The sequence below is a fragment of the Mesorhizobium sangaii genome, assembly GCF_014207355.1.
In the GTDB taxonomy this organism is placed as follows: Bacteria; Pseudomonadota; Alphaproteobacteria; order Rhizobiales; family Rhizobiaceae; genus Mesorhizobium; species Mesorhizobium sangaii.
Genome location: NZ_JACHEF010000003.1, coordinates 294474 through 313754, shown reverse-complemented (window position 1 = coordinate 313754; position 19281 = coordinate 294474). Strand labels below are relative to the sequence as shown.

Genomic DNA, 19281 nt, shown 5'->3' with positions numbered 1-19281 from the left:
GTCCGAGATGGGGGTCGTAGGCTGAGTGCCCGCTTCTTCGCACTTTGACCTACCAGTCGGTCGTCAAGTGTTCCCCGCGGTGCCCCATCATCATCATCCGGAAGCATACATCGTGACTGATAGAACGAGTGCGCGCACGGCAGATCGCCAGTTGTGGTCGGCAAGCGCTAGTTCGGCTTTCAGGGTTGTCGTCCAAATCCAACCGGCTATTGCGATCATACACCGCTATGACTCAGCCAGCTGGACTGCTGGCCGCTTTGACCGTTGTTGGCTTAGGACAGGCAGACGGCAAGTCGGGGGCACCAAAGTTAGCGAACCGGAACCCGCCGGGAGTGCGAGCGCCTATTGGAGGCACCGTTGAAGCCCCGCGCGGCTGGACACCGTTGAAGGCAGGACCGGGGGCGAGATCGTTACAAAACCGTAATTTGGCGGCCACAAGTCTGACAGGAAGCCAACGGAAGAAGGATATCCTTTTTAACAGGAGCCCCTCGTCGGATGACATCTCCCGCGTACACTTCCACCCAGAAGTTTCTTCACTGGTCTCTCTTCGTGCTTGTCCTTTTGCTCTACGCACTGACCTTCGGCGAGGACCTGTTGCCTCGTGGCGATCCTACGGTCGATTCCATCTGGCGGCTGCATATTTCGTTTGGCCTTCTGTTGGCTGGCCTGGTGCTTTGGCGGGTCGTTCTGCGCGGCCTGAAAGGAGCCCCCGGTCTTCCGGATGAGATGTCGGCGCCAGAGCGGGCGACGGCCAAGTTTGGTCACCTTGTCCTCTATGCATTATTGATTGCGATCCCTGTCCTAGGTATCCTTTTGACTTGGTTCAGGGGCAACGAGTTGAGCTTCTTCGGCCTGTTCACGGTCCCGGCTCCTTTTCCACCTGATCGAACTACGGCTCGCACGATCCGAGAACTTCACTCATTGTGCGCGAATGGCATTCTGATAGCCGTCGGCCTGCATGCCTTGGCTGCGCTGTACCATCATTTCATCCGCCGCGATGCAATTTTGACGAGAATGCTCCCAAAGGGTTGAGCCTTTGTGGGCGCTAACGCCACGGGCAGGGTCCAGTGATCTTGGCGTCAGGTGGTTCGCGTTTCGAGGTATCTAGGTTTGGGACGCCATCCACGAGGTCATCGAAATGAACCTGGCCGCTTCCTCTGGCAATTCTGGGCGCTGCTATCACCGACTTTCGCCGCGCTGACGGCAATTTTCGCCAAGGTTTGCATCGAGAACATCAATTCCGATTTCGCGACCTTAATCCGCACGGCCATCATCCTGATCGTGTTCGCGGCCGTTCTCGCCGCCAGCGCCAGTTCGTGAGGCGGAGCTAGAAGTTAAATTTGCCGCGCCGCCTGCCGAACCGCTCTATGCGGCGAAGTTTTCACCCGCAGTGGATGCCTTCTGGATGGGCACTGTCCCAACATGGAAAGGCGATGTCCCTCATCCAGAACTCCATTCGGGCGCCGTGCGCTTGTCAATTGCCCATCCCTCGAATACGTCGGCTGGCGCAATTTTCCGGGCTTTGGAGAGACACCGAAGGCGAGGATTATATGTGAGATTCAGACAATAGCGGCAGCGAAATTGCTCCCCGGCGAGCTAGGAAGACAGTTTTACTGCTGGAACAGTCAACCTGCTCAAATTCTTTGCGCAGGTATTCCCGTCACACATGCGCCCCCAAGCAAGGGGTTAGCTAGCCGGGTGCGTCATGCAGCCGGTCAGCCAACCGCGTGGACCGGGGTCTGGACCGCATTTATGATTGGGGAACCTGGTTCATACGAAGCCGTTGTGGACTATAGATCGAGGTGCTGCGCTTGAGCGAACCAGTCCCAGATACCGAGCGCCGGCGCCTAGGGAGTTACCAGCCTCGCCCGCCATGTCAAATCAGCGGTGCGTCCGCGCAAGGCAAAAACAGGCTTGTTGCGGCGATGCTTGTAGCATGCCTCGTTTTCGGCTTCGGGGTGCTGGCAGAGGAAGTCCTGGAAGGTGACACGACCAAGTTCGACCTGGCCATCATGTCGGCTCTTCGCGCAGCCGATCCGGCCTACCCGATCGGTCCGCCATGGCTTCAGGAAGCGGCCCGGGATGTGACCTCAGTGGGCAGCGTGGTGTTTCTTGGCTTCGTGTTGCTGGCAGGGGTTGTCTATCTTCTTCTGATCCACAAGCGGGCTCTCGCCATCTGGATGGCGGTGGCGGTGGTTGGCGGTGAACTGCTTGGCACGATCCTCAAGCTGAGCTTCAACCGGCCCAGGCCAGAGATCCCTCATGTCACGCGAGTATTCACGGCAAGCTTCCCGAGCGGACATGCAATGCTTTCGGCGATCGCGTTCCTGACCGTGGGCGCTCTCCTTTCACACGCAAATCAGGAACTGCGTCTCAACGTGTATTTCATGTCCATCGCCGTGTTTCTGACGGTGGCCGTTGGAATAAGCCGGGTCTATCTCGCGGTCCACTATCCCACAGATGTCCTGGCGGGATGGTGCATTGGTTCTGGCTGGGCGATCCTGTGTTGGATAGCCGCGTTATGGTTTCAGGAAAGGCCGAAGCGGGTGGAAACTTGAAGGTCCTGGCCCTCATCAACAAAAATGCCGGCGCTGCGGCGCACAAGGGTGACATAGAGAGAGCCGTACGGGATGAGTTCGCCGAACGTGGCGTCGAGGCGGATGTCCGATTGGTGGTTGGGCGAGAGGTTGGAGAGCTGGCTCAGCGCTTCGTCGACGAAAACAAGTCGAAGTCCGGCCATGGATCAATATTGGTGGTGGGCGGTGGCGACGGCACCCTCAGCAGCGCAGCCTCCGCGCTGGCGGGGACCGATCTGGTGCTCGGTGTCCTTCCGCTCGGCACATTGAACCACTTTGCCAAGGATTTGGGTGTGCCTCTCGACCTCGCAGCGGCGATCGATACAATCACGACAGGCAAGCCTGTGGCAGTCGATGTCGCCGAGGTCAACGGCCGCGTCTTTCTCAACAACTCATCGATTGGGATCTATCCCTTCTTTGTTGCAAAGCGTTCAGCCGAGCAGCGGCGCCGTGGGTTCGGCAAGCTTGCCGCCATCGGACCCGCCCTCATGAGAACGTTGAGATCCGCCTCGTGGCAGGCTGTCCACGTCGCTGCTCAGGGCACCCGCGAAAGACTGCGGACGCCCTGTGTGTTTGTTGGTAACAATCTTTACGACATCGCCGATCTTGGCCGTCGCCGCAGCCTGTCGTCAAAAGAGCTGTGCGTTTACGTCGTCAAGCAGCAGTCCTGGCTTGGACTGGCATTGCTTCCGTTCAAAATCGCGTTCGGCATGATCGACGCCACCCGAGATCTTGAAACCTATCGGGCAAGCTCACTCCAAATCACATCGCATCGCCACGCCATGCTGGTTTCTCTGGACGGCGAAGCCGTCAGTATGGACATGCCCTTGAACTTTCAGATTCGACCAGCTGCCTTGCAGGTCCTTGCGCCTGCCAAAATGACCAGAAGCCGGGGCCATAGGTGACAGCGGAGAGCTTTCAGTGAGAACCCTCGTCCACCTCTCGGATTTGCACTTCGGAAGAACGGAGAGCCAGCTTGTGGAAGCGATCGCGGTCGAGGTTCGCGCCGTCGACTCTGATTTGCTCGTCGTATCGGGGGATCTAACGCAGCGCGCCCGGAAAGCCGAATTCCTGCAGGCGCGAGCCTTCCTTGATTCTATTCCTGGTCCCCGCATCGTAGTGCCCGGCAATCACGATGTGCCGCTCTGGAATGTCTTCGCGCGCGCATCGACGCCTCTGTCGCGTTACAGGCGCTACATCGAGGCGGACACCGAACCGTTCTATGCCGACAGCGAAGTCGCTGTCGTCGGGATCAACACGGCACGATCCCTGACAATCAAGGATGGCAGGATCAATGTCCGCCAGCTCGCGGCTGCGACAGAGAAATTCTCACGTATGTCCGATGACATTACCCGGGTCGTGGTCACTCATCATCCTTTTGAAGGGCTGGATCTGGAAAGCGACGAAGGCATCGTTGGCCGCGCGGCTCTGGCAATGGATGCCTTCTCGCGCAGCGGCGTAGACATCATATTGTCTGGCCACCAGCATCTTCACCGCACCGGTTCGAGCGCAAGGCGTTACCTCATCGACGGCTATGCGGCGCTGCTCATTCAAGCGGGAACGGCGGTTTCATCGCGGCGTCGCCACGCTGCAAATTCGTTTAACATCATTCGCATCGAGCACCCGAGCATCTCCGTCGAGTGTCGAGCCTGGCAGCCTTTGCGGCCCGGGTTCGAGATCTCAGCCAGTTATTCCTTTCGGCACGGTCCACGCGGGTGGGAAGCTGCTTGAAGGGCGATCAGGAACAGCGTCTTACTCATCCGCAACGGAGACACCGCGTTAAGTCGCTGCCCCAACGACTGCGGCTGAGCGTGGATGGCTGTTTTCCCGATTGATCCGTGACACAAAAATCGCGCGAATCCGGGGGTGGCGAAATTCGGTTTTGTCCCTACTGAAAACTACCTAGGCTGACAGTTGAGGGAAGACAATGAACAGCGACCCGCAGACATGGTTGGCCGTGGTTCCGCTATGGTCGCAAAGGTTGGTCGCTACCTTCGCTATCCCAAGATCCTCACGCCCTCTACGATAAAAGGGCGCACGCCCAATACGCGCCAATTGCCATCTGGACGGCAAATGCCGTGAACCGCAGACTCACTGCAATCTGACTGGTGGAAACGAGATGGATAACCGACTGGACGAGGCGTGCTCCCAAAAGCACGAAGGCTAGAGGGTCGGTAAGCGCCGTTCTCGATGTCATTATTGCAACGCCGAGCAAGCCGCCAAAGATTGGAAGGCCTTCAATGCAGTTGGCATGAGCGCGTGCCAACCTCTCCATGAAGGGGCAGAGTCCGCTATTGTCAGGCGCAAACCCATTAGCAGGCACCCGTCGGGAAACCACGAGATATGTGCGGATCACTTCCATCACGATCAGCAAGATCAGTGTCCATGAAATGAACCCGACCAAACCGTAAGCCGTTGCAGACATTGCCTCTCCCCCATGTACCACGGTCCTTTTAGCTGATTTGCTCTAGGTCGGCGAGGGAGATGGGTTCGAGGCCAGTCGCCATAGATTGGCTTTAACTTCCCACCTTCGAGCCGCGATACGTTCAAGATGGAACGGCCAGGAGATCGAGCTCAGGGCGAGGTCACCGTGTCGATGGCGAGTTGGTGACGATTAGCCGATTAGCCGCCTGCCCGTTCTGGAAGGGTTTCCTCATCGTTTATCCGGTGTCCTCGCACGGTTAGAGAAATGCAGCTGTCGATCGTCACAGCCGGCGTCACCTCTCCCGCCTCTACTGCCGGCAGCAAGCCCGAGCGCACCTATCCTCGATGTGGTTATCATGGCGATGTCCTTCCGGACGGCGGCAGAAGTGCTCTACATCCGGTCCTCATCCCGTTCATGAACGTCGCTCTTGCAGCTGTCAGCCAGTTGTCAGGTTGAATTGGCTATGTCGCACCAATGACGGTGAAATGGCCGTCTGACACGACCGATCGAAATCCCAACGGCAGGCGCAACATTCGCGCCCAACCTCCCGAATGGAGCCATCATGTATCGCACAATCGTTCTCGCCGCTCTTGCCGCCACGATTGCAGGACCGGCGCTCGCCGCCGGCGGCAGCTGCAGCACCGCCCCGAAATCGCAGTTCAAGCCCAAGGCAACGCTGGAGGCGCAGTTAACCGGCGAGGGCCTCACCGTCCGCCAGATCAAAGTCGAGAAGGGCTGCTACGAAGTCTACGCGGTCGACAAGGCCGGCAAGAAGGTGAACCTGGCCTACAATGCCGAGACCCTTGAAAAGCTCGACAATGCCGAAGCCGGCGAAAATTGATCCGAACGTTTCGATAGCCACGGAGGCGCGAGCATCTCCAGAGATGGTGCGCGTCTGGGACCGGGTCGTGCGGAGTTTCCACTGGGCGCTGGTGCTCAGCTTCGTCACTGCCTGGCTCACCTCCCATTCCTCGGAGGACATTCACCATTGGGCTGGCTACGCCACTGCCGGGCTGGTCGCGATGCGGCTCTTGTGGGGGGTTCTTGGCACTCACTATGCGCGCTTCTCGCAATTCGTGCGTGATCCAGCAACAGTGCTACGCTACCTCTCGGCGTTGCTGAGCGGTCGCGAGGCCCGCTATATCGGCCATAATCCCGCCGGCGGCGCGATGGTGATCGTGCTGATCGGGGCGATGGGATCGACCGCGCTGACCGGATGGCTGATGACAACGGACGCCTATTTCGGCGTGTCCTGGGTCGAGACCGCGCACAGTCTGAGCGCGCACGGCTTACTTGTGATGGTGCTTTTCCATATAGGCGGCGTCGCGCTGGCAAGCTTTCGCCATCGCGAAAACCTGGTACGGGCCATGATCACGGGGCGAAAACGCAAAGCTGAGCCCGCGGACGTAGCCTGACGACCTTTACCAGGCCGGTGTCAGTTTCGATGAGGTTACAGCAAAAGACGCCCGGGGTCCTTGGACATTAAGCACGTTGTTTTGGCGACGCTCCTTAATGGTACGCGGAGGAGCATGCGACAGGCAGGTGCGGTGAACCCATGTATCGGATAATTCTCTCACTCGTGATCTTTGTTGTTGGACGGCGCTGCTAGCGGGCGGCATCTGGCTCGCTCATCTCGGCGGATCGTGGTTCTACCAAGGGGCGCGGCGCTGGTGGTTTCGGCAGCGCTAACCTTCACGCGCCACCCCGCTGGCTTGGCGCTATATGGCGTAGCACTGCTGGTGACGCTGTGCTGGTCGATAAAGGGGAGTTGGCTTCGACTGGTGGGCGCTTTCGGCGCGCGGTAGCCTGCTCATTATGCTCGGCGTGCTGCTGCTGTTACCGCCGATGGTGCGGTCACTTCACAGAATTGACACCGGCTCAGCCCGATACAACGGCACCAGCCGGCTTTTGGCCGCCTCCCTCGTAATCGCGGTGCTTGCCGGCGTCTACACCATGTTCCAGTCGCCGCACGATGTAGCCGGCACCTTTGCCGACGATCGCACGCGACGCGAGACCTTAAAAGCACCGTTCCGGATGGCGAATGGCAGGCTTACGGCCGCACTGCGGCCGGTGACCGTACTACCCAGCTCACTCCGCAAAACATCGGCGATCTGAAAGTCGCGTGGACCTACCATACGGGGGACATTCGCGGCCGAAACGATCCCGGCGAGGCGACCTATGTGCAGAGGCCCCACAAACCACCCCTGCCCGGCCGCCTGCCGACAAGGGGGGCGGGTACCGACCGTCGCGGAAGGGCGGCTTGCCGTCGCCTCATCCCGACAATCGGGACGAAGAACCAGCATAGTGTGAAATGGGTTCCTAAAGAGCGTCCGTTAGGGCTGACTTGGATCAACGGACAAGTTAGTCAACGGACGCAACCCTTTCGGATAGGAGTCGGCCTGTGGCCAAGACAGTCTTTTATGCGCGCGTCTCAACTGCCGACCAGACGCTTGAGCATCAACGCAGGCAGGCCGAGCTAGCAGGTTTCAAGATTGATCAAGAGATTGCCGACCACGGTGTGTCCGGCATCTCGACCAAGCTGGCGGAGCGACCTCAAGGAAAGCGGCTTTTCGACATCCTCCGCCCTAGTGACACCCTGGTGGTGCGCTGGGTCGACCGGCTGGGCCGCGACTATCGGGACGTGTCGGATAGCATCCGGCTTTTCATGCGTGACGGTGTGGTGATCAAGACGGTCATCAATGCCATGGTGTTCGACGGAGCGACCAAGGACCCCATCCAACAGGCCGTTAGGGACGCGCTGATAGCCTTCATGGCAGCAACGGCGGAAGCACAGGCGGTCGCCACCAAGGAAGCCCAGAAGGCAGGTATAGAGGACGCCAAGTCCGACCCCAGGTCGTACCGTGGCAGGAAGCCGAGCTACGACCGTGAGGCATTCGACACGGTGGTTACAATGCTGGGCACAGGGGCTGGTGCATCAGCCATAGCCAAGGTCACGGGCTTGACGCGGCAGGCGGTCCTCAGAATCAGGGAGGACCGGATTGGAGCGGAGAAGGCCCTGGCCATGTGGGCGCTCTAGGCGTGGTCGGTGGCAAAGTCACTCGGCCCATCCTTACCACGCCAAGAGGCAGAGCTTATGGAGTCGTAGACGAACGGTACTGCCCTGACGGTTTTTCGGACACGCAGTTAAGCTAGCATAGATTTCTCCTCGAACTCGACGGGGCTTAAATAGCCGCGTTCCGTCTCGATATTCTGATTGCCCGACAAAAATCCCAGCTCGCAAGCTTGCTCACAGTGATCTCCACTGCCTCCGGCGGACAAAGGTTCTGAAATTGCTGCCGGCAATATGCCGGGAGCGATCGTCGCTACGTGATCACTGAACGACCGAAATGTGGCCGGAAGCGGACCGGACGCTTCGAGCATGAGACCTTCAAAAGCGGACTCTCGGTTCGGCGCCAGCATCGGCGTGAGTGACCAATCCAGACGCCATCGCTGCTTCAGAACCGGGTAGAACGCTCTGCCGGCTGGGGCGTCTTTAAGCACTGGCAAGAGCATTCGGGATTAGCCGGAAGTCGTGCCGCGGTCTCCAGGGCGACCCGCGAGGCTGTCATAGAGAGGTTCGGCAACACGTCCTCCTGCAGCAATTTCTGGCGATTGCGGTCCATATAGTCATTGAAACCTGCCGTTACGAAAGCGAGAGGCACGAAACAAGCGCCGATCTCGCGCGATAAGGTAGCCTCAGGGGCAATCGAATGGTTGAGCACGTCCGCTCCCATGTTTCGATACGCCAGAGCTTCGGCGGGAGTTGTCAGTCGCGGCCCGTAACAGTGGGCAGCGACCAACTGCTGTTCGATGCCATGAACGCGGAATTCGGCTGGCCAATGACGGCGGGCGGTTTCGACCAGAACTGCCGCACATCTGGGACATACGATCTGCTTGCCCGAGCAGTCGAAGCTCTGGCGGCCAGGCAGCAGTGAAAACGGGGTCTGCGACAGTTCGATGATATCGGCGTTCACCACCATGTCTCCGGGCTGGATCGCCTTGTTGACGGCGCCAACGGTCGAGCAGGCGAGCACTTGTCGTACAGCCGCCTGCATCAAGACCCAGAATGCGCGGCGATGGCAGGAATGGTCGATATGGTCGCGGGGATTGCCGTGCGAATACATGCACAAGGCACGTTTCGCTTTACCTTCGACGGTAATCGACGCATCGAACTCGAGCAGCTTCCAGTTGTCGGAGCGACCGAAAGGCGTCTCAAAACTCATGTCGCGCCGCAAGGTGCGCACGCCCTCGAATTCGACATCTTCCGGGAAGGCAAGCCCCCAGTTTGCCGAGCCGGTGATGATCGCCAACCCGACCTGGGGTATGTCCGTTGATTGATCCGCCGGAGCACCGGCTGCGCGATGATTTGTGGGCATGTTTCCAGTCTCGGTCAGGATTTTTGGCGAAGGGTCACAATCAGGACTACGGCCACAACGATGACGGTCCATAATGTCGAGATCGCCGCAATGGTCGGATCGATCTGATCGCGCAGCGACAGGAACATAAGTTTCGGCAGCGTGCTGTTTTGACCGCTGGCGACGAAGATCGAAATCACAGACTCGTCGAGCGAGGTCAGGAAGGCCATCAGCGTCGCCGACAACAGACTGATCTGAAGTTGCGGGACAATTATGCCGCCAATGGCTCTCGCCCAGTTTGCGCCGAGGCTGCGCGCCGCCTGAACCTGGTTCCAGTCAAAGCGAGCCAGAGCGGGCAACAACACAATGCACGCGACCGGAATGGCCAGCACCACATGTCCGACCAGGACACCGAACAGCGTTCCGACCAGACGTTGCGCCGCCAGAACAAAGAACAGACCGATCGCCAGCAGGATGCCCGGCACAATGGACGGGGTGAGCAGAACGCCCTGAATGGCTACGGCGGCCTTTCCGCCGAGCCTGTTCATCGAGATGCAGGCCAGCAGCCCCAGGGGCACTGCGATCATCGCCGTCAATGTGCCAAGGATCAGGCTCGTCCTGAGTGCGGCCATCCATGTCGCCGAGCCGAAGAAAGCCTCGTACCAGCGCAACGAGTATGCCCGCGGTGGGAACTCAAGAAGATTGGACGCCGAAAAGGAGAGCGGGACGACGACTAGCGTCGGCAGAATCAGGAACGCCATTACGAGCGCGCAAAAGCTCCACAGAAGGATGCGGGCCAGCCTGTTGTCTGGGTAGGCTTCAAGCATGGCCTGTACCGACTTTGCGCCCGGCAATCAGCCGCCGCGCCGCCAGGAACATCACACCCACCAATGCCATTAAAATGAGGAGCAGAATACCCAGGACGCTTGCCGACCCCCAATCCTGAAAGGTCGACAGCGTGCGCTCGATCCGGGTAGAGAGAGGATTTACCTTGCCGCCGCCAAGCACAGCCGGCGTGATGAAGAAACCTATCGTATAGATGAAGACGATGATCGAGCCCGAGAAGATGCCGCCGGCGGAAAGCGGCAGAATGACGGTGCGGATCGTTTGCCCGAGAGTGGCGCCCATGCTCGCCGACGCGCGGACGAGGTTTGCGTCGATGTCGCGCATCGCCGCATAAACGGGCAGCAGAAAGAGCGGCAGCATGTAGTGAACCATGCCGATGAGCGTTCCGGTGAAGTTGTAGACCAGCGGCAATGGCTCGGCTGTCAGGCCTGAACCTGTCAAAGCCGCGTTGATCAGCCCATCGCGCCGCAAGAGCACGAGCCAGCCATAGGTGCGCACCAGAATGGAAGTCCACAACGGCAACATGACGAAGGCCATCAGCAAATTGGCCACCCTTGGTCTGGCGCTGGCCAGGGCGAGCGCCAGGGGGGTGCCGAGAAGAATGCAGATCGCCAGTGTGCCCAGGGATAGCTGAAGCGTCGTGACGAGCGCCGACCATGTCAGTCCGCTTGACAGCACCTTCTCGTAATTGCCGACAGTGTATTCACCCCCTGTGGTCAGGAAGGATTGCCGGATGATCCAGACGATGGGCAGGATCGCCGCCAGCCCAACGATGAACAGCGCCGGCAGCGAAAGCGAGAGGAAGAACCGCCGCTCGCGTCGGGCGTCTGCTGCCAGGAAAGGATCGGCGATTACGGTCACGCTCTTGCTCCCGGTATCGCGTGAACTTTTGCCGCCGGCGCATAGGCAGTCAGTCGTTGGCCAGTGGCGAGCTCTGCGCAGCCAGTGGCCAGCGCTGCCGGGATGCAGACAAGGATCTCTTGCCCGCCGTCAAGCGCCAGCGTCAAAAGCCAGTTCTCGCCGCGAAACGCCTTGGCGCGCAGCGTTCCCTCAAGCGCCACCCCGTCTCGCCCGACGAGCTTCGCATCAAGATGGAAGCTTTCCGCGCGGATCATCAGAGCTTCACTTGACGCATCGGCGCCGTCTATTCTTCGCACCAAGCCTGGGGCTATAATGTTGGCCTCGCCCATGAATTCCGCGACGAAGCGGGTCGATGGATGATTGTAAATACGCTGCGGCGTATCGATCTGCTGGATGCGGCCGGAATTCATCACCGCAACCCGGTCGGACATGATCAGCGCTTCGCGCTGGTCATGCGTCACATAGATCGTGGTGATCCCCAGATCATCGTGCAGACGCCGGATCTCGTACTGCATGGTTTCGCGCAGATTCTTGTCGAGCGCCGACAACGGCTCGTCCATCAGCATCACGCGTGGCTCGAAGACGATCGCCCGTGCCAGCGCCACACGCTGGCGCTGGCCGCCGGACAATGCGGCAATGTTGCGCTCCGCCAAACCATCCAGCTTCACGCGGGCCAGAGTGTCGAGTGCCCGCTGGCGGGCCTCGGCTTTCGGCGTCTTGCGCAGCACCAACGGATACTCGACATTTGCCAGAACGCTCATGTGGGGAAACAGGGCGTAGTTCTGGAACACGATGCCGATGTCGCGCTTGTTGGGGGCCAGGCGGGTAATGTCCCGATCGTCCAACGAGAGCCTACCGGAATCGGGCCGGACAAAACCAGCCAGAGCCATGAGCAGCGTGGTCTTGCCCGACCCGGACGGCCCCAGCAGCGTCAGGAATTCGCCAGCCCGAATGTCGAGCGAGACATCGTCCAGCGCGACGTAAGATCCATAGGTCTTGCGCACGCTGTCGATGGTGATCGGGAGCGACTTCATCATGTGCTTCAGCCTTGGAGCTGAGCCTCAGCGGGCCATCATCTCATCGAAGGCTTTTTGGGCAGCCTCGCCATTCTTGACCCACCAGTCCGCATTCGAAAATACCGAAGTGCCGGCATTTTCAGGCGCGGTCGCCAGGGTCTTCAGACGGTCCTCGGGAATAAGGCCTCCCTCATAGCCGGCAGGATTGACCGGGCCATAGGCTATGAAGTCGGTCAGCTTCGCGACGCGCGCGGGCTGTGTCATCGCCGCGATGAGCTTCATGGCTGCTTCCTTGTTTGGCGCCCCCTTCGGTACCGCCAGGCAGTCGGTGCCGATGACGGAACCCTTGAACGTGTAGTCAGCCGCGCCGCCATCTTTTTTCACAGTCTCTGCCCGTCCGTTCCAGGTGATGACCAAATCCGCCTCACCGTCTTTCAGCAACTGCGCGGACTGCGCTCCCGACGTCCACCACACCGCGACATTTGGTTTGATCGCTTCAAGCCGCTTGATGGCGCGCTCTAGCCCTTCCGGCGTGCTGAGCACGGAATAGACGTCCGCGGGTGCCACACCATCTGAGAGCAGCGCGATCTCGATCGAGTCTTGTGCATTGGCGCGCAGGGCGCGACGGCCCGGAAATTTGGCAACATCCCAGAACTCCGCCCACGTCTTCGGCGGATTCTCGCCATAGGTCTTGGTGTTCCACGACAGGACGGTGCCATAAGAGTCGAACGGATAGCAGTAGTCGGACTTTGCAGCGGCCGGCACGGAGTTGGGATCGATGATCTTGTAGTCGAGCGGCTCCAGCAGTGACTGTGCCGCCGCCTGCGCGCCCTCCGGTGAGCCTAGATGAATGACGTCGGTCGTGATCGCACCCGAGGTGACCTGCATCTTCAAGGCGGCTAGGCCGTCGCTTAGGGTCTCCTCGTGGACATCGTATCCAAGCTCCTTTGCAGCAGGGCCCCACATGGCTTCCTTCATGGCGTTGCCATAATCGCCACCCGCGGTCGTGATGGTGACTGTTTCAGCATGGACGGGCAAGGCAGCCGAGATTGCGAATGCTGTTAAGGAAATGCGTAGCCAGGACATAGGTTCTCCTCCCTAGAGTATCGAAATGTCGCGCAAAAGAGCCACTTAGGTATAATCGTAACGTTACGATTGCATCCAACTGCCCCAGAGTCAAGCGGCTTACAGGGGGCGCTCGGATTGACGGTGAGGTGGAATCCGGTAACGTTATGACGGTCAGCAAAAATCAGCCGGCGCTTTCGCAAATGAGGTCGGGCGACATGGCCAATCTAAAACAGATCGCGGCGGAACTTTCCCTTTCGGTGACCACGGTATCGCGCGCTCTAAAGGATGGGCCGGAAGTTCATCCCTTGACCATCGTTCGCGTCAAGGAGGTGGCGAAGCGGGTCGGCTATGTGCCAAATCATCATGGCTTCGCGCTCAAAACCGGCCGCACGCTGACGATGACGGCAATATACCCGATGGAGACACAAGACCATCTGTCCGATCTGTTGAAGCTTCCCCTGATCGAAGGCATGACGCTGGCGGCACGGCAAGCGGGTTATAGTCTGTCCATCTATTCCACCACTCCCGACGACGATCCCATTGAGAGTGTGCAGCGGCAGCTTCAGGCGCGCAGCACAGATGGACTGATTATCACGCGCATGGTGTCAAGCGATCCGCGCGTCAAGCTGCTGCTGGATCAAGGCATGCCATTTGTCGCGTTCGGAAGAACCGACCTGGATACCCCGTATGCTTATGTCGACATCGACAATGAACAGATTGCCTACGAGGCGACCCGACGACTCATGGACAAGGGCTGTCGACGCATTGCGCTGCAACTTCTCGTTCCGGAGGATCAGGCGAGTGCCATGCGTCTTGCTGGGTACGGACGGGCAATGGCCGAGGCCGGTATTCCGATCGACCAGTCGCTGATCGGTCATGGAATGTTCACCATGGAATCGAGCGCAGCCTGGTTCGATCGCATGCTGGCCTGGTCAGATCCGCCGACGGGCTTGGCATGCGCCAACGAACTGGGCCTTCTCGGGGCGTTACACACTCTTGGAAGAAGAGGTCTTGCGCCGGGGAGCGACATCCACATTGTCACTCGGGACAGCACGCGGCTGTCGCGCTTCCTGCCGGCGAAGATTGGAGTTCATTTCGTCGACATGGCGGGTGTCGGACGCAAACTTATCGAGGTTCTGGAGAGCCGGATCGCAAATCCGCTTGGGCCGGTCGCTACAGTCTTGTTCAAAGGTGAGTTCGATCCTGGCGAATAGTCGGACCGGAAGAAGTCGGTTGGTCGACCGCGATGTCCGCTTTCGAGGAGCAAGTAGCTTTACCGCTATGTCCGAGATGAGGCGCATTGCTGCTCGGCAGCTTTGGGGCCTCAAACGGAATGACAGCTTTGCAGACATCGAGAAAGGAAAGCGGACCTTAGCTGCCATAGGCTCAACAACCCCCCGTCCCGAGGGCAACTAGGGTGGCAGCCCGCGCGTCAATCCTCCTCCCAGAGTCCTTGCAGCGAGGGTATGCCCTGGCGCCCTAGCGCCGCTGGACGGTCAATGGCTAGTGGATAGTCGTTCGATAGCTTAGCCCGGGAAATGAAACAGCGTCGGGCATTAGCCTTGGCCTGCCGGCGGGGTGGCCTTTGAGGATGTCGAGAAAGAACGCCGTGGTCAGCGCGTTCGCTTGCTTAGAGTTCATGAACATCATGTGCCCGCCACTATCGAATACGGCCAACGCCTTGTCTTGGCTGCTGATCTGATCATACGCCCACAGAGCGTTGTCTTTAGGCAACACAACGGCATCGTCGGAAGCGAACATTATCAGCGTCGGCACCTTGACCTCCGCAATGCCAGTGTCGCCAAGGGCATGCAGCTCGCCGCCCGGAGCTCCGGCGACGAGAGCGGCTACGCGTTTATCCCAGAGGGGCGGCATTGGCGCTGCAAACGGTTCAGCGACCCCAAAGTGCGTCGCGACCGCCTGCTCGTGGCCTACGAAGTTGCAAGTATCATTGGCGGATGGCTCGTTTTTGTTTACAGCGCACCATGCGTCGAGTTCACTGAAGTTGACTTGGGCGCCTCCCGCCTGGAACACAGTGGTCCCGCCACTCGAATGCCCCCAAACACCGATGCGGGAGGTGTCGATTATTCCGGCCAGCATGCCGCCCCGGGCGGTCAATGTATCAGCGTACCCGATCACTCGGACCACGTTGGCAGGGCGATCGTAAAGCAACCAAGTGGTCCACTGATCTTCCCGGCCAACTCCTTCATCTAGCGGTCCTCGCAATCCGGTATCATAGTCTGCAGCAGCGACGACGAAACCATACGAAGCGAGTTGCCGACCCAAGGCGCCGTAGAGGCCGCCGGTACCCTCGAGGCCGTGGATCAAAATCACCAACGGATATGGACCGGTTGTTGCAGCAGGTGCATCCATCGACACCATCAAGATTGCGGTGTTGGGATCGGGTGCGGGACCGGCGGCGGGATACCAGACCATGGTAGCCATGGGATGTTTGCCAGAAGTGTCGGGGATAGTGAACTTCTGGAGGCCAACTGCAAACTGTCCTGGCTTCGTGAAGTCTGCGGCGAACACGGGTGAGAGAACGGCCACTAGCCACACGACAAGCCCGGCCAACGGAAGGCTCAACCTGAACATAATCTCGCCTCTTAGCCGGCTCCGTAATCGTCGGCCTTCGGAGGGGGAATTGTGGTGCAGATTGGTGTCATTGACAATGCCGATTATTCCGTCTCTCGGCCATTTGGCGGCAGCCTGGCCCGCCGGCCGAAGCCAGTGGGAAAGGGCTGGAGTACCAGGACCGGAGAAAGTTCCTGGCACATTGCGAACGGTCTGACCGGCACTTGTTTCAGATTCCTTTTGGACGACCGCCCCGGTGGCCAGATTGCTGCATCGTCGGAACGAATGCGATCAGCGGCTGTTTAGCAATCGAAGGGACCGCAAACCCAAAGGATGCGGAATGTTTGATTTTCAGAACTTGGAACTTGCCACTGCCAGGCAACGAGTGAACCGAGCACAACTCGTCCATGAACGTGCTGAGGAGATGCTCAACGAGGATTGCGGCGTCGGTATCAACCTAGCGCTTTGCTGCAGGATTAGGTCGGCGCGACGGCGTGCGATCGATGCAAGCGCGCGCCTGGTGAAGATCGATCCGACCAGCGCGCGCTGAGGGTGGCAGTGCGATGATAGCGACCTTTGACATTGAGACTGCGAAGCCTAGCGGCATGTACCGTGCCGAATGTAGATGGTTTGCGCCGGACCATGCCCGCCTGCCCGGACTCCAGCATTTCGTCCGCTTTCGGGCCTCAACAAAGTTCGGCTCTATGACCGACATGAGGCGCAAAGCAGCCACGGTACCTCTGCCACCACGACGCGTAGGCCGAAGGTCCAACATTTTGAACCGGATATTCTACTCGTCCATCAGGTACGACCAAAAAATCCGACAAGGGAGAGTGTACCCGCTGGCGGATCCCAATCCGGGCCGACTTCATCTGCCAACCGCCTCAGAGACTCTGCCCACCCAGTCAACTTGGCTGTCCATTCAGGCGTCATGCGCCGGTCAATTGCCCAGCCCTCAAAAACGTCGGCCAAGTGGATCATATGGCGATGCCCGAGCTCCTTTCGTAGGTCCTCCGACCAGCGTTGCTCTGCAGCTTGATCGAACATGCGTGCGAGTCCTTCAGCAGAGGACCTTCCCCGCTTCATTGATGAGGTTTACAACACCCGCCGATTGCACTCAGCGCTCGGCTATCTCAGCCCGCAACAGTTCGAAGACCAACACGCCCGGAAGATGGTCAAAACTGCCGCTTGATCCTGTCCGCTCCGAGGGGCGCACTCCATTTCGCGTCCAATCGCGACCCCTCTGGGTGCCCAGGTTTGGGCTTATCCGGGTAGTGCATAGAGAGGGGAGCAAGCTCAAGAGCCATCACCCTGGTGAGCTGCTCGATGCCACCCTTGGACACGTTGTAAACTGTGTAGCCCGGCATCGCCATCACGCCGTTCACGGAAGACATGTGCACAATCGCCCCCTGCGTCCCCTGCGTCTTGATCTGTCGGGCCACCGCCTGACCGCAAAGAATCATGGAAACAAGATCGATCTGAAAGCCGGTCGCGAGGTCCTCGTCCGTGAGTTCCAGAAATGGCTTTTTCTTCGCGACCCCAACATTGGAGATTAGGACATCAACGCCTCCAAATGAGGCAACCGCCTCGGCGACCATCGTCTCGACCTCCTGCCGAGAAGTGACGTCAGTCCGCCGATACCTGAACCGTTCGCTTTCGCTCAGGACGCTCGACGCAGCACTCCCCTCCCATTTCTGAATGTCCGCCGCGAGAACCTGTGCGCCTTCGTCCAGCAGTCGCTGAGCACATGCAAGACCAATGCCTTGAGCGCCTCCTGTGATGATCGCCCTTTTGTTCTTGTAGCGGATCACAATCAATCTCCTAGGGCAGCTTTTGCGTCGCAATAGAGCTACAGCGTATCCACAAAAAGGGCGATCACCCAGCAACGCCGCCTCGGCACGCGCCACCCGGTTTCCTGCGCCAACTTATCCGAGTTTCGCCAGCTTTGCGGCCTGACGAATGGCTCGATCCGGCTGCAGTTCTGATCTGCCGATGTTGCTTTTGATCGATCCAGTGACCACCGCAGCCTCTACCGAATGCCCTGGCAGCATCAAGTCCGAGCCGGAAATGAAGAAGAATGGAGCCACCGCCGCATCGCCGTCTGCGTCCGTGGGTCTGGACGGATCAATTCATGCGCAATATGGATGGGATGTCGTCTGACGCGGCGCCGCCAAGGCAGTCGATGAAGACGTTGGTTCAATGACGCCGCGCCGGAGGGGTTGGCCATTCGATTTGCCGCCGCACTCGCAAAGTGTCGATATCGGGGGATTGGTCATGAGCGACAACAGGCCAGACGTTACCAAGGATTGGCAAGCAACGCAGGGCCAGAAGTCTTCCGCGACGCGGCTCCGCCTTTTCGCCGTGCTCTGCTGGATCGTAGCCATTGGCGCCGAGATCGCCGGGATCTACCTGTTCTACCGGCACAAGTTCGACCACGGCAACATGCCGCTGCTGGTCGGCTTGCTGGTCGGGATCGCGGTCTTTGCAATCGTCGGCAACTTGCTGTGGAAGGCGGCCAATAGGCACGATCCGGCCCGCGCATCCGACACGGCCAGATTCTTCTTCCAAAACCAGCTCGGCGCGATCATCACGCTGATTGCCTTCCTCCCTCTGGTTTTCCTGATATTGACCGACAAGAACATGGATCCGCAGACCAAGAAGGTTGCCGGCGGTGTGGGCGCAGCCCTTGCCGTGCTCGCGACGCTGATCGGGGTCAGCTACCAACCTCCGTCGGTCGAGCAATACACCCAGGACATGAACGCGTGTGCGACCCAGATTAAGACGGGGCAGCCAACCACAGCCTGTTCGCCCGAAGTCGCCGCCCAGGCGCAAGAGATCTCCACGGACTCCGCCGCGGTGACGGCCGCTACGAAGGACGCTAATCACCCCGCCGGTCAGGATGTTGTCTACTGGATCGCGCCGGAAAATGGCGCCAAAAAGTCCGCCGAGCCGCATGTTTTTCACCTCTGCGCAGCCGTGAGTCCACTGAAAGACAAGACCGTGAACAGCGGCTCCGTGACCGAAGCCTATGCGCAGAACGCCATCCGCATTACGAAGCAGATCGAGATGGAACAGAAGCAGTGTGGGTTCACGGTTTCGCAATAGACCTGCCGACGTTCTATTGTGCCTAGCGCCGATCCAAGCGGGTCATCATTGAGTCGATCATCAGGATTTCCAGAGAACTCGGCTTTCATGTCGTCGCCGAGGGCATAGAGACGTAGGTGGAACGCACGCCCTTGCGTACCTGGCGGGGGCCAACGTGGCGCGTATATGATGGTTGAGCGCGAGCCCCGCTTATGCCTGACGGATCGCCTCTCGGCTTCCGAAAGGCACAAAGAACCCGCTGCGCCGGTTCGCAGCGGGTTCGTAAAGGCTATTTTCTTTCCAGTATAGTGCCGTGGCTCAGATCAAAGGGCCTGGGCGTCCACGCCTGCTTTTGAAGATGGGCCTGCAAACTCCGCCCATTTTCTGAAGTGTTCGGCGTACCGGCCGCAAAGATTATCCGGCATGTCCATCAGGGTGTCCCCCAGTCATTGCAATCTAGTTTTTGGTCGAGGCGC

General features: G+C 59.3%; 21 protein-coding genes and 1 pseudogene. 14 read left to right on the top strand and 8 right to left on the bottom strand.

The genetic code is table 11. The annotated features are described in order from the left end of the window. Positions 1 to 495: 495 nt before the first annotated feature. The 5 genes and pseudogenes from HNQ71_RS16565 to HNQ71_RS16545 all read left to right on the top strand — a co-directional run bounded on the left by HNQ71_RS16565 (position 496) and on the right by HNQ71_RS16545 (position 4307). Positions 496 to 1032, top strand: coding sequence for a cytochrome b (locus HNQ71_RS16565; protein WP_184873620.1), 537 nt, complete (start codon positions 496 to 498; stop codon positions 1030 to 1032). A gap of 78 nt (positions 1033 to 1110) precedes the next feature. Beyond that, positions 1111 to 1308, top strand: a pseudogene (locus tag HNQ71_RS16560) (hypothetical protein); the annotation flags it as partial. 503 nt (positions 1309 to 1811) lie between these two features. After that, positions 1812 to 2558: a phosphatase PAP2 family protein gene (locus HNQ71_RS16555; RefSeq protein WP_246461604.1), complete on the top strand. Its 747-nt coding sequence runs from the start codon at positions 1812 to 1814 to the stop codon at positions 2556 to 2558. Then, positions 2522 to 3481, top strand: coding sequence for a diacylglycerol/lipid kinase family protein (locus HNQ71_RS16550; protein ID WP_246461602.1), 960 nt, complete (start codon positions 2522 to 2524; stop codon positions 3479 to 3481). Before HNQ71_RS16555 ends, HNQ71_RS16550 begins: the two co-directional genes overlap by 37 nt. A 16-nt stretch (positions 3482 to 3497) precedes the next feature. Continuing rightward, positions 3498 to 4307 (top strand): metallophosphoesterase, encoded by an 810-nt coding sequence (locus HNQ71_RS16545; protein WP_184873619.1) that lies wholly within the window; start codon positions 3498 to 3500, stop codon positions 4305 to 4307. Positions 4308 to 4596: 289 nt separating this feature from the next. On the opposite strand, the gene HNQ71_RS16540 is transcribed toward HNQ71_RS16545, so the two are convergent. After that, positions 4597 to 5001, bottom strand: a complete 405-nt coding sequence (locus HNQ71_RS16540) for an MAPEG family protein (protein ID WP_184873618.1) — start codon at positions 4999 to 5001, stop codon at positions 4597 to 4599. A gap of 264 nt (positions 5002 to 5265) precedes the next feature. Between HNQ71_RS16540 and HNQ71_RS16535 the strand changes: the two genes are divergently transcribed. The 6 genes from HNQ71_RS16535 (at position 5266) to HNQ71_RS16515 (ending at position 8038) form a co-directional block, all read left to right on the top strand. Next, positions 5266 to 5457, top strand: a complete 192-nt coding sequence (locus HNQ71_RS16535) for a hypothetical protein (protein ID WP_184873617.1) — start codon at positions 5266 to 5268, stop codon at positions 5455 to 5457. Positions 5458 to 5563: 106 nt separating this feature from the next. After that, entirely contained in the window at positions 5564 to 5842 is a 279-nt protein-coding gene (locus tag HNQ71_RS16530) for a PepSY domain-containing protein (protein WP_184873616.1), read from the top strand. A 43-nt stretch (positions 5843 to 5885) separates the two neighbouring features. After that, positions 5886 to 6416, top strand: a complete 531-nt coding sequence (locus tag HNQ71_RS16525; RefSeq protein WP_184874377.1) for a cytochrome b/b6 domain-containing protein — start codon at positions 5886 to 5888, stop codon at positions 6414 to 6416. 400 nt (positions 6417 to 6816) lie between these two features. Further along, the gene (locus HNQ71_RS16520) at positions 6817 to 7116 is read left to right on the top strand and encodes a hypothetical protein (RefSeq protein WP_184873615.1); all 300 of its coding nucleotides are present in this window, start codon (positions 6817 to 6819) and stop codon (positions 7114 to 7116) included. Beyond that, complete coding sequence (locus HNQ71_RS36065; protein WP_484502679.1) at positions 7104 to 7481, top strand: hypothetical protein; 378 nt, start codon at positions 7104 to 7106, stop codon at positions 7479 to 7481. The genes HNQ71_RS16520 and HNQ71_RS36065 overlap by 13 nt, the downstream gene beginning before the upstream one ends. After that, positions 7403 to 8038 carry a recombinase family protein gene (locus tag HNQ71_RS16515; RefSeq protein WP_184873614.1) on the top strand — a complete coding sequence of 212 codons (636 nt, stop codon included), beginning with the start codon at positions 7403 to 7405 and terminating at the stop codon, positions 8036 to 8038. Before HNQ71_RS36065 ends, HNQ71_RS16515 begins: the two co-directional genes overlap by 79 nt. Positions 8039 to 8456: 418 nt before the next feature. Here HNQ71_RS16515 and HNQ71_RS16510 read toward each other — a convergent pair whose 3' ends face one another. Genes HNQ71_RS16510 through HNQ71_RS16490 form a run of 5 tightly spaced genes read right to left on the bottom strand, consistent with a single transcriptional unit; the run spans position 8457 to position 13165 of the window. After that, a complete protein-coding gene (locus HNQ71_RS16510) occupies positions 8457 to 9377 on the bottom strand; it encodes a phosphorylase family protein (RefSeq protein WP_184873613.1) in 921 nt (306 codons plus the stop codon). A 14-nt stretch (positions 9378 to 9391) separates the two neighbouring features. After that, positions 9392 to 10183: an ABC transporter permease gene (locus HNQ71_RS16505; RefSeq protein ID WP_184873612.1), complete on the bottom strand. Its 792-nt coding sequence runs from the start codon at positions 10181 to 10183 to the stop codon at positions 9392 to 9394. Further along, complete coding sequence (locus HNQ71_RS16500; RefSeq protein WP_184873611.1) at positions 10176 to 11063, bottom strand: ABC transporter permease subunit; 888 nt, start codon at positions 11061 to 11063, stop codon at positions 10176 to 10178. Before HNQ71_RS16500 ends, HNQ71_RS16505 begins: the two co-directional genes overlap by 8 nt. Further along, positions 11060 to 12097 carry an ABC transporter ATP-binding protein gene (locus HNQ71_RS16495; protein ID WP_184874376.1) on the bottom strand — a complete coding sequence of 346 codons (1038 nt, stop codon included), beginning with the start codon at positions 12095 to 12097 and terminating at the stop codon, positions 11060 to 11062. Before HNQ71_RS16495 ends, HNQ71_RS16500 begins: the two co-directional genes overlap by 4 nt. Positions 12098 to 12124: 27 nt before the next feature. Continuing rightward, positions 12125 to 13165: an ABC transporter substrate-binding protein gene (locus tag HNQ71_RS16490; protein ID WP_184873610.1), complete on the bottom strand. Its 1041-nt coding sequence runs from the start codon at positions 13163 to 13165 to the stop codon at positions 12125 to 12127. A 146-nt stretch (positions 13166 to 13311) separates the two neighbouring features. On the opposite strand from HNQ71_RS16490, the gene HNQ71_RS16485 reads away from it, so the two are divergent. Then, positions 13312 to 14361: a LacI family DNA-binding transcriptional regulator gene (locus tag HNQ71_RS16485; RefSeq protein WP_246461600.1), complete on the top strand. Its 1050-nt coding sequence runs from the start codon at positions 13312 to 13314 to the stop codon at positions 14359 to 14361. A 289-nt stretch (positions 14362 to 14650) separates the two neighbouring features. Here the strand turns inward: HNQ71_RS16485 and HNQ71_RS16480 are convergent, their stop codons facing one another. Beyond that, positions 14651 to 15592 carry an alpha/beta hydrolase family protein gene (locus HNQ71_RS16480; RefSeq protein ID WP_184873609.1) on the bottom strand — a complete coding sequence of 314 codons (942 nt, stop codon included), beginning with the start codon at positions 15590 to 15592 and terminating at the stop codon, positions 14651 to 14653. Positions 15593 to 16061: 469 nt separating this feature from the next. Here HNQ71_RS16480 and HNQ71_RS16475 point away from each other — a divergent pair, with 469 nt between their 5' ends. Beyond that, positions 16062 to 16271, top strand: a complete 210-nt coding sequence (locus HNQ71_RS16475; RefSeq protein WP_184873608.1) for a hypothetical protein — start codon at positions 16062 to 16064, stop codon at positions 16269 to 16271. A gap of 625 nt (positions 16272 to 16896) precedes the next feature. Here the strand turns inward: HNQ71_RS16475 and HNQ71_RS16470 are convergent. Further along, the gene (locus HNQ71_RS16470) at positions 16897 to 17532 is read right to left on the bottom strand and encodes an SDR family NAD(P)-dependent oxidoreductase (RefSeq protein WP_184873607.1); all 636 of its coding nucleotides are present in this window, start codon (positions 17530 to 17532) and stop codon (positions 16897 to 16899) included. Between the two features lie 463 nt (positions 17533 to 17995). Here HNQ71_RS16470 and HNQ71_RS16465 point away from each other — a divergent pair, with 463 nt between their 5' ends. Further along, the gene (locus HNQ71_RS16465) at positions 17996 to 18826 is read left to right on the top strand and encodes a hypothetical protein (protein WP_184873606.1); all 831 of its coding nucleotides are present in this window, start codon (positions 17996 to 17998) and stop codon (positions 18824 to 18826) included. Positions 18827 to 19281 lie beyond the last annotated feature (455 nt).